Origin of the sequence: Blattabacterium cuenoti (assembly GCF_014251995.1) — a bacterium.
GTDB lineage: Bacteria > Bacteroidota > Bacteroidia > Flavobacteriales > Blattabacteriaceae > Blattabacterium > Blattabacterium cuenoti_AE.
This window is the reverse complement of record NZ_CP059205.1, coordinates 501,512-515,131: the sequence shown is the minus strand read 5'-3', so window position 1 is coordinate 515,131 and position 13,620 is coordinate 501,512. Positions and strand designations below refer to the sequence as shown.

Genomic DNA, 13,620 nt, shown 5'->3' with positions numbered 1-13,620 from the left:
AAAAAACAGTAAAATAAAAATAAAGGTAAAATCATGAAAAATATTGCAATAATCACAGGTGGATATACAAAAGAATCTGAAATTTCAATGAAAAGTGGAAAAATGGTTTATGAAAATTTGTGTAGAAAAGAGTTTAATCCTTATCAAATTTATATTCTTAAAGAGGAATGGTTTTTCATGAAAGAAAAAAAAAAATATCCTGTTGACAGACGTAATTTTTCTATTAAAATAGAAAAACAACGTATACATTTTGATTGTGTTTTCAATGCTATTCATGGATCTCCAGGAGAAGATGGTATGATGTCTGCTTATTTTGAATTATTAAACATTCCTTATACAGGATGTGATTTTCACCATTCTAATATGACTTTTAATAAAAAATATTGCTTAACTTTATTAAAACATTTTGGAATTAATACAGCTAAATCTTATTTTCTAAATAAAAATGAAACTTTTTGTGAAGAAGAAATTATAAAGAAAATAGGACTTCCTTGTTTTGTTAAACCTAATCGATCTGGATCAAGTTTCGGAATTAGTAAAGTTTATAAAAAGAAAGATTTATCTAATGCATTAGAAAAAGCTTTTGAAGAAGATCAAGAAATTATTTTTGAATCTTTTCTTGAAGGTAGAGAAGTGTCAGTAGGAGTTTTTTCATTTGGAGACGAAATTATTGTATTACCTATAACAGAAATAATTAGTCAAAATGATTTTTTTGATTTTGAATCAAAATATTCTGGAAAATCCCAAGAAATAACTCCAGCAAAATTACTACCAATAATTAAAAATAAAATACAAGAAGTTTCAAAAAAGGTATATAGTTGTCTAAACTTATCAGGGATATCTCGAGCTGAATATATTATAGTTAATGAAGAACCTTATTTTTTAGAAATAAATACTATTCCTGGTCTTTCAGAAGAGAGTATTTTTCCAAAACAATTGAAAACAGCTGGAATATCTTTTTCCGATTTACTCAAAAAGTATATTAATTTCTCTATCAAAAAAATGAATGAAGGATTATAAAGATTATTGTAAATTTGCAATTACATTTTTTTTTACAAAAAAATTTTTTTTTATGAAAAAAAATCAACATTTTTTTGATTAAAAAAACAATTGAATATAAGAACGATATTCCTATTACTAAATATTGAAAAAATAAATACATTTTATTATTTTGATTATTTAAATATTTGATATACGAAAAATGAAGTCATATAAGCTAATATGCTCATGAATAAAAATTGTACTATTGGCCATTTCCAAGATTTTGTTTCTTTTTTTATTGTAACTAAAGTGCTCATACACTGCATAGAAAATGCATAGAAAAAAAGTAAGGAAATTCCTGTTGCTAAATTATAAATAGGTTCTCTATTTTTTTTATAAGAAATTTTCTCTTCTAAAGAGTTATTTTTTTTAGACATAGCATCCATTATATATATGGAATCCATTGTACTTATAAAAACTTCTCTAGCTAAAAGAGAAGATAATAATCCTATTCCAATTTTCCAATCATATCCTAATGGATAAATAATAGGTTCTATTGATTTTCCAATTAATCCTAGATACGAGTGAGGTAATTCTTTTTTTTTAATGTATTTCGTTAAAATGAATGATTTTTGATGTGAAATATTTTCCGATGGACCAAAAGTACCTAAAACCCAAATTAACACATTAACTAATATAATTATTCTTCCTGTATTGAAAATAAAGGATTTAATATTTATCCATAAAGAAACAAATATATTTGTGAATATGGGAACTTTATAGGTGGGGATTTCCATAATAAGATGGCTTTTATAATCTTTTCTCAAAAATTTATGTAAAATCATTGATACACTTAACGAAGAAAAAACTCCTAATAAATACATAATCATAAGAACTGCTCCTCTTAATTGAATAAAGCACCATTTATAATTCGGGATTATTATAGATATAATTAAGGTATAAATAGGTAATCTTGCAGAACAAGTCATAAAAGGAGTAGCTAAAATAGTAATTAAACGATCTCTAGGGTTTTCAATATGTCTAGCTGACATAATAGCTGGAATAGCACAAGATATACTAGATATAAAAGGGACAACACTCTTTCCATTTAATCCAAAAGGTCTCATAATTCGATCCATTAAAAAAGTCACTCTACTTATATAACCACTTTCTTCCATAAGAAGAAGAAAAAATAATAAAATAAAAATTTGTGGAATAAAAGAAATAACAGTACTAATCCCAGGTAATATTCCTTTTAATAAAAAATCATTTAAAGGGCCTGGATAAAAATTCTCTAATTTTTTTTGAATTAAAGAAAAAAAAAATTCTATGAATTTTTTAGGTGGATCTGTCCAAAAGAAAACACATTGAAAAATGAAAAAAAGTAGAAAAAAGAAAATAAAATAACCCCAAAAAGGATGAACAATTAAGTTTTTATCTATTTTTTTTGAAAATTCTAAATAATTTTTTTCTTTATCCGATGTTAATCTATAAACTGTTTTAGAAATAATTTTTTCAATTTCTTCATATCTATTTACAATTTCTTTTATTTGCAATCTTTTTGATGAAATATTATATTTTATTTTTACATTATTGATATCATGACGTTTTTTCAAATATTTTCCATCATAAGCTAAATAATACCAAGCTTTATAAGTATTTACTTTATAAATTTTTTTTATTTCATTAACAGCAAAAGAATAACGAAATCCTAAATTAAAAAAATCTAATTTTTTTTGTCTATTTAAATCTTTGACTTTTTTTTTAATCATTTCTAATCCCACACCCTTTCTTGCATTAGTGAAAACAATTTCCGTTTTAAGAAATTTTTTTAATTTTTTTATATTAATAAATAATCCTTTTTTTTTTGCTTCATCTAACATATTTAATACAAATAAAACAGGAAAACCTAAATCTTGAATTTGTCTAAATAAAAGAAGGCTTTTCTTTATATTAGAAGAATCAGCTACAACTATAATTTTATCCGGATAATCTATATCATCTGTATTGTTAAGTAATTTTCTGACTATTTCTTCATCTTCAGATGAAGGATATATGCTATAAACTCCTGGAAGATCTATAATCTGATACAATGTTCTTTCATGAAAAAAATATCCTACTTTTTTTTCTACCGTAACTCCTAAATAATTTCCTATTTTTTGATTAAGTCCAGTTAATTTATTAAATAAAGAAGTTTTTCCTACATTGGGATTTCCAATAAGTGCTAATTTTATTATTTTTTTTTGCATTATTTATTTAATAGGTTTTATTATGATGTTCTCCGCTTCCTTTTTACGTAAAGCCAAGAAAGTTTCATTATAACTTATACATAGTGGATCACAGAAAATAGAAACAAAAATAATTTCAACTTTCACACCAGGTAATATTCCTAATTCTAACAACTTAACAGGAAAATTTTCGTTATATTTATATCCTTTAATAATTCCTTTTTCTCCTCTTTTAAGATTGGATAAATTCAAATTTTATATATTTATTGTAATAAAAAATAATTGTTGTAATAATAAAAAATAAAGAATAAAAATTTAAATTTATCTTTTTTATTTTTAAGTTATCGTATAATGGGATCCATTATTATTAAGCTCATACAATTGCTTCTTAGCATTTCTATATTAATAGTTATTCATGAACTAGGACATTTTATTTTAGCTCAAATATTTAAAGTAAGAGTTGAAAGATTTTTTTTGTTTTTTGACCCTTGGTTCTCTATTTTTAAAAAAAAAATAGGACATACTACTTATGGAATTGGTTGGTTACCATTAGGTGGATATATAAAAATATCCGGAATAATAAAAGATGAAAAAACTTTTTTAAAATCCTCCGAAAAAAATTGGGATTTTCGTTCAAAATCAGCAATAAAAAGATTATTAATTATTTCTGGAGGAATTATTTTCAATATATTATTATCTGTTTTTATTTTTTCTTGTTTCTTATTTAATAATGGAGAAGAATGCCTTCCTACCAAAAATATTAAATATGGGATAGAAGTTGATTCTTTAGGAAGAAAGATAGGATTTAAAAATGGAGATAAAATTATATTTGTAAATAATAAATATGTTCCGTATTTCAATGACCTTCCTAAAGAAATTCTTTTAGGAAATTCCGTAACTGTAAATAGAATGGGAAAAATTATAAAAATATCGTTGAACAATAAAAAAAAATTTTTCTTTGATAGAAAGAAAATCAGTTTTTTTATTAAACCACGTGTTCCTCCTATTATAAATTATGTAGTAAAAAATTCTCAAGCGGAAAAGTACGGATTAAAAAATAATGATGAAATATTAGCAATTAATTCTAAATTAATTGTTTTTTCTGATCAACTCAGGGATTTTTTTTTATCTAAAAATTATAAGAATAAAGATGTAATAGTTTCCGTAAATAGAAATGGAAAGTTTCTTCAAAAAAAAATTTCTTTAGATTCAGAAGGAGTATTAGGAATACTCTTGAAAGATTTTACGGATTTAAATTACATTTTTCCTTTTCAAAAAAAGAAGTATTCTTTTTTTGAAAGTATTTTCCATGGAATGAAGAAGTCTTTAGATGTTTTAAAAAATCAAATTTTTTTTTTAAAAAATATTTTTCATGTAGAAACGAAAGCTTATAAACAAGTAGGAAGTTTTTTTTCTATGGCTAAAGAATTTCCTTCCGAATGGGATTGGAACGTCTTTTTTACTTTGACTGCTACTTTATCTATTTGGTTAGCTTTCTTAAATTTACTTCCAATTCCATCATTGGATGGAGGTTATATATTATTCATTTTGATAGAAATAATTATAGGAAAAAAAATAAACGAAAAAATTATTGATCAATGCACGATTATTGGATTTATAACAATTAGTTTAATTATGATTACTATTATTATTTGGGATATATTTAAGATATTTATTTATTAATAATATGCTTTCTTATTAAAGAAAAAAATATTAGTTGGTGTGATGCCCAAATCTATTGATAAATCATTTTCATGAAGAAATCCAATTTCTTTTACTGGATAAAAAAAACTCAATCCTATTTTAATAACATTTTTTTTACATAAAAGAATAAATCTATCATAAAAACCTTTTCCATAACCAATTCTATAACCTTTTAGATCAAATATTAGTAATGGAATAAATATTACTTCAATAATAGAAGGTGATACAATCCGTTTTTCTGTATAAATAGGTTCAAGAATTCCATATTTACTTTTTTTTAAAAGAGTTTTTTCATCAAAAAAGCAATTATCTATAGATAGGTCATAAAAGTTAGAATAAGGAATAGTTATATATTTTTTTTTTTGTTGTAAAAAATTTATAAAAATAAATGTATTAACCTCTTTATATTTTTTTATAGGTAAAAAAATATGATAATATTTTTTTTTCCATATAAAAAATAATTTTCTAAAATTTAAAAAAATTTGATAACTATAATCAAAAATCTCTTTCTGAGACAAGGACTGTCTGTAATAAAAATATTTTTTACGAAATTCTTCTTTATTCATTTTTAAAATTTAATTGAAAATTATATGATCTATAAAATTTTCTAGTATTTTTTTTATTTTTTTAGGATTTTCTATATGTCCCATATGACCTGTATGAACTTCGAAAAAACAAGTTTTATTTCCACTTTTTGCTTCTTCTCGAATTTCTTTTGCATTAAGAATTAAGTCGTATAAACCAATTATATACATTTTTGGAAAATTTGTTTTTTTTAGCAAAAATCTTCTATCTTTTCTGATAGAAATTCCTTTCAAGAAAGAAATTACACTACTTCTAGATGTGGAAAAAGCTATTTTTTTTACAAAACTAATTTCTTTTTGTAAGAATGGAATTTTTTTATAAGAGAAAAGTTTATTTACACTTTTTTTTACGAAAAAGGAGTAATTACTAATTGCTAGTTTTATAGATTGTAAACGAATTTTTTTTTTATTATCCGAGTCAGATTTTGCTGTAGAATGAAGCAAGCATAATCCTAAAAAAATTTCTGGATATTTTTCAGCTATAGCTAGAGCAATATATCCTCCCATAGAATGTCCTAAAAATACGGCTTTTTCTATATTTTCTTTTTCCAAAATTATTTTCACAATTTCAGCACCTTTTTCCATAGAAAAAACAGTATCATAATTTAATATAAAATCACTTTTTCCATGCCCTGGAAAATCAATTAAAATAAATTTATATTTATGTTTGTTGGAATCGTCAATAATATTATTCCATATTTTCAAGTTTTCCATAAATCCATGCAGTAGAACTATTGGAATAGAACCTTTTCCCTCTACTTTAAAATTTATATTTTTGAAAGTATTATTCATATACATTTATTATATTATTTAATATTAAAAAAATATCAAATATAATACTATAATATTACTATAGATGAATAATAAATAAAAATGAAAAATATAACTTTCTTGAATTAGAATATTTTTTCATGATAAATGAAAAAACGAATTATGCTATTAACAATAAATATTGGAAATTCTAGTATTCGTTTTGGATTATTTAATAATAATTATGATTTAAAATGCAATTTTTCATGGATTATTAATAGTAATCCACATAGGTCTTTAGATGAATATATTTTATTGTTCAGAAATATATATCAGCAATATGGAATTAATCTCCGATCAATACAAAATATTGTTATCGGATCAGTGGTTCCTTCACTTACAAATATTGTAGAACAATCTTTATATGAAATACATAAAATTAATCCTTTAATAGTAAATAGATACTCTTCTTCTCCTGTAAAACACAATTCTCATCAATTAGGAACAGATTTGTATGCTAATTCTATTTCCGCATATACATTATATAATCATCAAAATACTACATCTTTAGTAGTAGATTTTGGAACTGCACTAAGTTTAACTTGTATTAGTAAAAATGGAGTACTCCAAGGTATTATTATTGCCCCCGGAGTTAATAGTTCTTTAATAGGTTTAATTGGAAATACAGCTCAACTATCACAAATAGAATTGAAAAAACCTCCAAGCATATTAGGACAACATACAGAAACATGTATTCAAAGTGGGATTATTTATGGGTATTTAAGTATGGTAGAAGGATTAATTAATAGAGTGAATAAAGAATTAAAAACGAATTGTTTTGTAATTGCAACTGGAGGATTATCTCATATATATACACCTTTAACAAATAAAATTCACGTTAAAGATAAATTACATACAATCAAAGGGTTAAAAATTTTATTTCATTGGAATAAACATTAATTATTGAATTCTATTAAAATAGAATTTTTTATTTTTTTGGATAACATTTTAAATTTTCTATCAGATAAAATAATTTTTTTTTTGGAAAAGTTTCCATCACTTTCTTGGTCCATGGGAATGAGATGAATATGAACATGAGGAATTTCAAATCCCATAACGAATATTCCTATTCTATTACAGGGTATAACTTTTTCTATTCCTAAAGCAACTTTTCTTGTAAAGGTCATAATAGAAATGAATTCTTTTTCAGTAAGGGAAAAAATTTTTTCTTCATTATTTTTTTTTGGAATCACTAATGTATGTCCTATTTTAATAGGATTAATATCTAAAAAAGCTAAATGATCAGAATTTTCTGCTACTTTATAAGAAGGAAGTTCTTGATCAATTATTTTTTGAAAAATGTTTTTATTCACTAAATGCTATTTCTAAAATTTCATAATCAAGTGTCATTTTATTTGGCAATGTAACATGAGCAATTTGCCCTACCTGTTTTCCGAGTAATCCAGTTGATATAGGAGTATTGATGGATATTTTTCCTGATTTTAAATCAGCCTCTCCTTCTGGAACTAGAGTATATATTTGCTCACCTCCATGAGTCAAATTTTTTACTCTAACTGTAGAAAGAATAGACACTCTAGTTTTATTTATTATTTGGGAACCATCTATAATACGAGAATTGGATAATTTTTTTTTTAATTTTGATATATTCATTTCTAAAAATCCTTGTGCTTCCTTTATTGCGTCATACTCAGAATTTTCTGAAATATCCCCTTTATCCCTTGCTTCTGCAATTTGCATAGATATTTTTGGACGTTCTATATTTTCTAATCTTTCTATTTCTTTTTGTAATTTTTCTAATCCTTTTTTGGTTATATATTCAAATTTTCCCATCATTTTTCATTATTATTTTTTCCGGATTTTTTCATTTATTATTTATTTTGATTAGTAGATAATGATATTAGCTAGTATGAATTCATATATTTTATGAATATAAAATTCTTAATACATATATAATTAATTCTCTTTGTAAAAGACAAAGAATTATTGTATACTCAGAGTTTTATATTTTAAAATTACGAATTTTTGTATTTATCTTTACACAAGAAAAAAAAATTAGAGAAAATGATAAAAATTTAACTTTTAGTTAGACTTTTAATAAATTCTAAATTATAGAAAGTAGTTATTCTATTCTTAGAATATTTGCTCCTAAAGTCCGTAATCTTTGATCTATATTTTCATATCCTCTATCAATTTGTTCTATATTTTTAATAATGCTAGTTCCTTTAGCAGAAAGAGCTGCAATTAAAAGAGATATCCCTGCTCTTATATCCGGAGAATTTAATATAGCACCTCTCAAATGAGATTGATGGTTTAATCCAATAATAGTTGCTCTATGAGGATCACATAATATAATTTGTGCACCCATTTCAATAAGTTTATCTACAAAAAATAATCTACTTTCAAACATTTTTTGATGAATTAAAACACTTCCTTTAGCTTGGGTAGCTACCACTGTTAAAATACTTAATAAATCAGGAGTTAACCCTGGCCATGGAGAATCTGATATTGTTAGTATTGCGTTGTTTAATAATTTTTTAATTTGGTAAGAATCTTGAGGTGGTATAAAAATATCATTTTTTTCTTTTTCTAATTTTATTCCCATTTTTTGGAATGTATTTGGAATTATTCCTAAATTTTTCCAATCAACATTTTTAATTCTTATTTCGGAACAAGTGATAGCAGATAAACCAATCCAACTTCCTATTTCTATTATATCAGGTTGTATTGTATGGATACTATATCCTTTTAATTCTTGCACTCCGATTATATGAATTAAATTGGACCCTATTCCTATTATTTTAGCACCCATATTATTTAATAATCTACATAATTGTTGAATATAAGGTTCGCAAGCAGCGTTGTAAATGGTAGTCTTTCCTTTAGCTAAAGTAGCAGCCATTATAATACTGGCGGTTCCAGTTACGGAGGCTTCTTCCATTAAAATATAGCTTCCTACTAAATTTTTTTTATTTTTTGTATATAAATGAAAATATTTTTTATCATGATTATAATATATATTACTTCCCAATAATTTTAATCCCATTAAATGTGGATCTAATCTTCTTCTTCCTATTCTATCTCCTCCGGGTAGAGGAATGCAAACTTTTCCTAATCTAGCAAGTAGTGGCCCTGCTATCATAACAGAACCTCTAATGGATTTTCCGTACTTACGAAATTCATTTGTATTTAAATATTCAAGATTAATATTTTTAGCACAAAATGTGTAATCTCCAATACTATTCTTTTTTATTTTAACTCCTAAATCGTTAAGAATATGCATTAAACATTTAACATCTCCTATTTCTGGAATATTTCTGATTCTTAATTCGTGTGTGGTTAATAATACGGCACATAAAACTTGCAGTGTTTCATTTTTAGCGCCTTGTGGAATTATTTCCCCTTTTAAAGGGGATCCGCCTTCTATTTTAAAAGTTCCCATTATATTAATCTAATAACTTTTTTTTTTATTTTTTAAATATTTTTTTCTTTTTATATCTTAAAATATAAGAACATTGTAGTAAAGGATCTGTATTTATTAAACGTATTTTTCCTTTTGAAATTTCTTTTAAATCTTTAAATATTGTATTATCTTCTACTATATTTCTATTCCATCTTAGATAATTTTTTTTCATCGTGTTAGCTATTGCATAAAATAATCCTTCTTTTTTTTTCTTATTTTTACAATTTATTGCTACATGTATCATGTTTCTGATTATCTTTCCATAATATCTAAAATCAGTTAAATATTTAGGATATATTGTTTCTCTTTTTTTAGAAGAAAAATTATTCTTTTTTTCTTCTAAAAAAAGATTGGATTTAGAAAAGGGAGGATCAACATCTAATTGATATTTAGACATAATAAATAATTGATTCCATAATTTATGTTGAAAATAAGGAATTGTCTTATTATTAAACCTATTAGTATAAGTAGAATCTATCATTAATTTTATGATTCCCCAGGCGCAACGATTTCTTTTTTTTCTATTTTTTATTTTTATTGCATAATCTATCATTTTGTGAATGTTTCTACCATATTCTGGTATTACTAATTTTAAACGATTAGTATTATATTCCATATTTTATAAGTATTTATAATCAATTATTTCAATTTATAGGGATATTTTTTAGTATTATAATATGATGTCTTAGTCTTAATGTCCAAAAATCTTTTTTTTAAAAATTTTTTTAACTTGAAATAAGTAATTGAAATGAAATATACAATGATTATTTTTGCAAGTTTCAAAAAAAAAGAATAATCTACTTTGAGATCTAAATTTATTTTTAATTAATTGAGTTAATTTATTAATTTCCTGATTTGATTTTTTTATATTAAAAAACCATGTAATAGTCAAATAAGAATTAATATGAAGAATGGTTTCATAAATTGTTAAAAAATAATGAATATTATTCCAATGATTATTTCTTTTTTCATTAAAAATGAATGACAATTTTTTTAATAGTTTTTTATTATCAAATTCATCCATAATTCTAGCTATAGCGTTTTTTAGTAATTTATTAATTCAGTATACAAAACTATAAAAGGAGAAATAATAGAAAGAAATGATAGTATCCAATCATATGTATATTTTATATGATTCATTAATAATATAACTAATCCTAAAATAAAACCAAAAGTAGAATAGATAGTAATTTTATAAACATAAAGAATCTTAAATAAAGATAATTAATAGCAAGTAAAAATCATTAAAATAATTATTTTATAATTTGATCTAGATATAAAAATTCCATATTATGATTTGTTACGCAAATAATATAATTTTTAATATAAAAATACTAATTTATTTCTATAAAAAAATTAAATCTTCTCTATTGAGAGAAATTCTATTTATATAATAAATATGTTGTTATATATGGATAACTTTAATCCTTAAAGTAGGGGTAAATAATTAATTAAGAAAAATAGTAATTAGGAATAATAAAATAGTAGGAGGAGGAATTAAGGATATTATATTATTATGATAATCCACCAATTAATCCAATAATTAATTATTTTAGTGAAACTTTTCTACTAATATTATTTTTTTAACAATATGGAAAGTATTGAAATAATATTTCGGATTATATAATTTTATCTTAATAAAAAAAAATGGAAAATGAAAGAAAATTAATTACTGTAAACTACAAATTTATTTTATTTTTTCAAATTTATTCATAATAAAACATTTTTATTTATTTATGAATAAATAATTATTTTATCTAACGCTAGTTCTAATAGTATTCTTTTTTTTCCTAAATTTTGAAATTTAATCAAAGCTATTTTATTTTCATTTTGAAAATCTAAAATTATACCTATTCCAAATTTTTTGTGGAAAATTTTTGATCCTACTTGGAATTTTCTTTGTTCATTGTTATTTTTTTTTTCCAAAAAATTTATTTTTGATTTTTCTAAAAGATTTTGTGAAAAATTTTTTGTATGATTATGAATTTTTATATAATTTTCATTTAATTCGTTAATAAAACGACTAGGATAATTTTTTCTTTTTTCTCCCCATAAAAATCTGTACTTTGTATAAGTAAGAATAGCTTTTTTTTTAGCCCTGGTAAGAGCTACATAGAAAAGTCGTCTCTCTTCTTCTATTTTAGATTGTTTATTTAAACTAGACTTAGAAGGAAATAAATTTTCCTCTAATCCTGTAATAAAAACAATGGGAAATTCCAACCCTTTTGACAAATGTACTGTCATTAATGAAACTTTATTTTTTTCATTATCATCATTATTTGAATTTTCATTTATTTCCAGATAATATTTTTGTAAAAATCCAGATAAACTAACATCTCCATTATTTTTCAATTTTTTTTGTTCGTTAGTATGATACAAAACATTATCAAGTATAGGTTTAAAATCCTCAATTTTATAATTTTTTGGATACTTTTCTAACAGTAAATTGGCGACGTTTTTTACTATTGTGAATGAATCTTTTATTTTTATTTCTGAATGTAACTTTTCTATTGTATAAATAATTTGTTTAAATTTATCTTTTGTTTTTTTCTTTATCATTAGAAGGTGATAATAAGATTCTAAATTTTTTATTATTCCGTAAGTTTTGATTTTTCTTTTTTTGGATAAATCTAATATAATTCTAATAGTTTTTTGACTACTTTCTTTTTTAAGAATACGTAAAAAAGATTCTTCATCATCTAAATTAGAAATTACTCTTAAATAAGCTAGTAAATCTCTAATTTCTTTTCGTTTTTCAAATGAAATGGATCCATGAATTTTGTATGGTATTTTTTTTTCTTTGAAAATATATTCAATAATATGTGATTGTATGTTTGCTCTATAAAGAATAGCAAAATTTTCATAATGAAGTTTTTTATTTTTTTTAATAGAAAGAATAGATGAAGCAATATATTGTGCTTCTTCTTTTTCGGAAAAAGCACAATATATTTCAATTTTTTCTCCTTTTTCATTATCAGTCCATATTTTTTTTATAATTTGATTTTTATTAAAAGAAATGATGTTATTGGAAGCTTTGACTATATGATAAGTAGAACGATAATTTTGTTCAAGACGAAAAATTTTAACATTTTTATAATCTAAATGAAAATTTAAAATGTTGGAAATATTTGCTCCGCGAAAAGAATAAATGCTTTGAGCGTCATCTCCCACAACAAAAACGTTTTGATGTTTGAACGCTAAGTTTTTTATAATTTTATTTTGAGATAAATTTGTATCTTGATATTCATCAATTAATATATATTTGAATTTGTTTCTATATTTATTTAAGACATTAGGAAATTTGTAAAATAAGTGATTAGTTTTTAACAAAATATCATCAAAATCTAATGCATTTGATTGATGACATTTTTGAATATAGAATTTATATATTTTAGATAAACATTCTATTTCTTTTCTATTTAGTTTTCCATTATTTATGGAACATAAATTATTTTTATATTCGGATATTATTCTTCTTATTTCTTTAGGAGAAAAAGAAATATCTAAATTAATGTCTTCTAATATTTTTTTTATTACATTTTCTGAATCTTTTTGATCGTAAATGGTATAATTTTGGTTGTATCCTAACCAATGAGATTCTTTTCTTAGAATAGAAGAAAATATGGAATGAAAAGTTCCTAATGTGATTTTTTCCAAATTTTTTGAATTTATCATATTGGAAATTCTGAATTTCATTTCTCTAGCTGATTTTCTTGTGAAAGTTAAAGCTAAAATATTATAAGGATTAATTCCCATTTTTTGAATCATATAAGCAATACGGTATGTTATGACACGAGTTTTTCCAGAACCTGCTCCAGCAATGACAAGAATAGGTCCATTGATAGTTTCAATAATTTTTTTTTGGGAATTGTTAAGATCGATCCATACCATA

At 23.0% G+C, this 13,620-nt stretch carries 13 protein-coding genes; 3 read left to right on the top strand and 10 right to left on the bottom strand.

What is annotated here, in order from left to right:
• The first annotated feature begins 33 nt into the window (after positions 1-33).
• Complete coding sequence (locus H0H51_RS02480) at positions 34-1,020, top strand: D-alanine--D-alanine ligase (RefSeq protein WP_185876738.1); 987 nt, start codon at positions 34-36, stop codon at positions 1,018-1,020.
• A 155-nt stretch (positions 1,021-1,175) separates the two neighbouring features.
• On the opposite strand, the gene feoB is transcribed toward H0H51_RS02480, so the two are convergent.
• A complete protein-coding gene (gene feoB / locus H0H51_RS02475; RefSeq protein ID WP_185876737.1) occupies positions 1,176-3,230 on the bottom strand; it encodes a ferrous iron transport protein B in 2,055 nt (684 codons plus the stop codon).
• Positions 3,231-3,233: 3 nt separating this feature from the next.
• On the bottom strand, positions 3,234-3,461 hold the full coding sequence (locus H0H51_RS02470; protein ID WP_185876736.1) for a FeoA family protein: 228 nt from the start codon (positions 3,459-3,461) through the stop codon (positions 3,234-3,236).
• 99 nt (positions 3,462-3,560) lie between these two features.
• On the opposite strand from H0H51_RS02470, the gene rseP reads away from it, so the two are divergent.
• A complete protein-coding gene (gene rseP, locus H0H51_RS02465; RefSeq protein WP_185876735.1) occupies positions 3,561-4,892 on the top strand; it encodes an RIP metalloprotease RseP in 1,332 nt (443 codons plus the stop codon).
• Here the strand turns inward: rseP and H0H51_RS02460 are convergent.
• Together H0H51_RS02460 and H0H51_RS02455 are read right to left on the bottom strand one after the other, a co-directional pair.
• Positions 4,889-5,479, bottom strand: coding sequence for a 5-formyltetrahydrofolate cyclo-ligase (locus tag H0H51_RS02460; protein ID WP_185876734.1), 591 nt, complete (start codon positions 5,477-5,479; stop codon positions 4,889-4,891). The genes rseP and H0H51_RS02460 overlap by 4 nt on opposite strands.
• Positions 5,480-5,488: 9 nt before the next feature.
• Positions 5,489-6,289 carry an alpha/beta fold hydrolase gene (locus tag H0H51_RS02455; protein WP_185876733.1) on the bottom strand — a complete coding sequence of 267 codons (801 nt, stop codon included), beginning with the start codon at positions 6,287-6,289 and terminating at the stop codon, positions 5,489-5,491.
• A 141-nt stretch (positions 6,290-6,430) separates the two neighbouring features.
• Here H0H51_RS02455 and H0H51_RS02450 point away from each other — a divergent pair, with 141 nt between their 5' ends.
• Positions 6,431-7,207, top strand: coding sequence for a type III pantothenate kinase (locus H0H51_RS02450; protein ID WP_185877131.1), 777 nt, complete (start codon positions 6,431-6,433; stop codon positions 7,205-7,207).
• On the opposite strand, the gene H0H51_RS02445 is transcribed toward H0H51_RS02450, so the two are convergent.
• The 6 genes from H0H51_RS02445 to H0H51_RS02420 all read right to left on the bottom strand — a co-directional run bounded on the left by H0H51_RS02445 (position 7,204) and on the right by H0H51_RS02420 (position 13,619).
• On the bottom strand, positions 7,204-7,620 hold the full coding sequence (locus H0H51_RS02445; RefSeq protein WP_185876732.1) for an HIT family protein: 417 nt from the start codon (positions 7,618-7,620) through the stop codon (positions 7,204-7,206). The genes H0H51_RS02450 and H0H51_RS02445 overlap by 4 nt on opposite strands.
• On the bottom strand, positions 7,613-8,098 hold the full coding sequence (greA, locus tag H0H51_RS02440) for a transcription elongation factor GreA (RefSeq protein WP_185877130.1): 486 nt from the start codon (positions 8,096-8,098) through the stop codon (positions 7,613-7,615). Before greA ends, H0H51_RS02445 begins: the two co-directional genes overlap by 8 nt.
• Positions 8,099-8,387: 289 nt before the next feature.
• Entirely contained in the window at positions 8,388-9,707 is a 1,320-nt protein-coding gene (murA, locus tag H0H51_RS02435) for a UDP-N-acetylglucosamine 1-carboxyvinyltransferase (RefSeq protein ID WP_185876731.1), read from the bottom strand.
• 25 nt (positions 9,708-9,732) lie between these two features.
• Positions 9,733-10,344, bottom strand: a complete 612-nt coding sequence (locus H0H51_RS02430) for a DUF4290 domain-containing protein (RefSeq protein ID WP_185876730.1) — start codon at positions 10,342-10,344, stop codon at positions 9,733-9,735.
• Positions 10,345-10,419: 75 nt separating this feature from the next.
• Positions 10,420-10,752, bottom strand: a complete 333-nt coding sequence (locus H0H51_RS02425) for a hypothetical protein (protein ID WP_185876729.1) — start codon at positions 10,750-10,752, stop codon at positions 10,420-10,422.
• A gap of 710 nt (positions 10,753-11,462) precedes the next feature.
• A complete protein-coding gene (locus tag H0H51_RS02420; RefSeq protein WP_185876728.1) occupies positions 11,463-13,619 on the bottom strand; it encodes an ATP-dependent helicase in 2,157 nt (718 codons plus the stop codon).
• Position 13,620: the final 1 nt, after the last annotated feature.

Coding starts and splice junctions, on each gene's coding strand:
- H0H51_RS02450 (WP_185877131.1), top strand. CDS start 6,431: ATGCTATTAACAATAAATATTGGAAATTCTAGTATTCGTTTTGGATTA.
- murA (WP_185876731.1), bottom strand. CDS start 9,707: ATGGGAACTTTTAAAATAGAAGGCGGATCCCCTTTAAAAGGGGAAATA.
- H0H51_RS02455 (WP_185876733.1), bottom strand. CDS start 6,289: ATGAATAATACTTTCAAAAATATAAATTTTAAAGTAGAGGGAAAAGGT.
- H0H51_RS02425 (WP_185876729.1), bottom strand. CDS start 10,752: ATGGATGAATTTGATAATAAAAAACTATTAAAAAAATTGTCATTCATT.
- H0H51_RS02420 (WP_185876728.1), bottom strand. CDS start 13,619: ATGGTATGGATCGATCTTAACAATTCCCAAAAAAAAATTATTGAAACT.
- rseP (WP_185876735.1), top strand. CDS start 3,561: ATGGGATCCATTATTATTAAGCTCATACAATTGCTTCTTAGCATTTCT.
- H0H51_RS02460 (WP_185876734.1), bottom strand. CDS start 5,479: ATGAATAAAGAAGAATTTCGTAAAAAATATTTTTATTACAGACAGTCC.
- H0H51_RS02480 (WP_185876738.1), top strand. CDS start 34: ATGAAAAATATTGCAATAATCACAGGTGGATATACAAAAGAATCTGAA.
- H0H51_RS02430 (WP_185876730.1), bottom strand. CDS start 10,344: ATGGAATATAATACTAATCGTTTAAAATTAGTAATACCAGAATATGGT.
- greA (WP_185877130.1), bottom strand. CDS start 8,098: ATGGGAAAATTTGAATATATAACCAAAAAAGGATTAGAAAAATTACAA.
- feoB (WP_185876737.1), bottom strand. CDS start 3,230: ATGCAAAAAAAAATAATAAAATTAGCACTTATTGGAAATCCCAATGTA.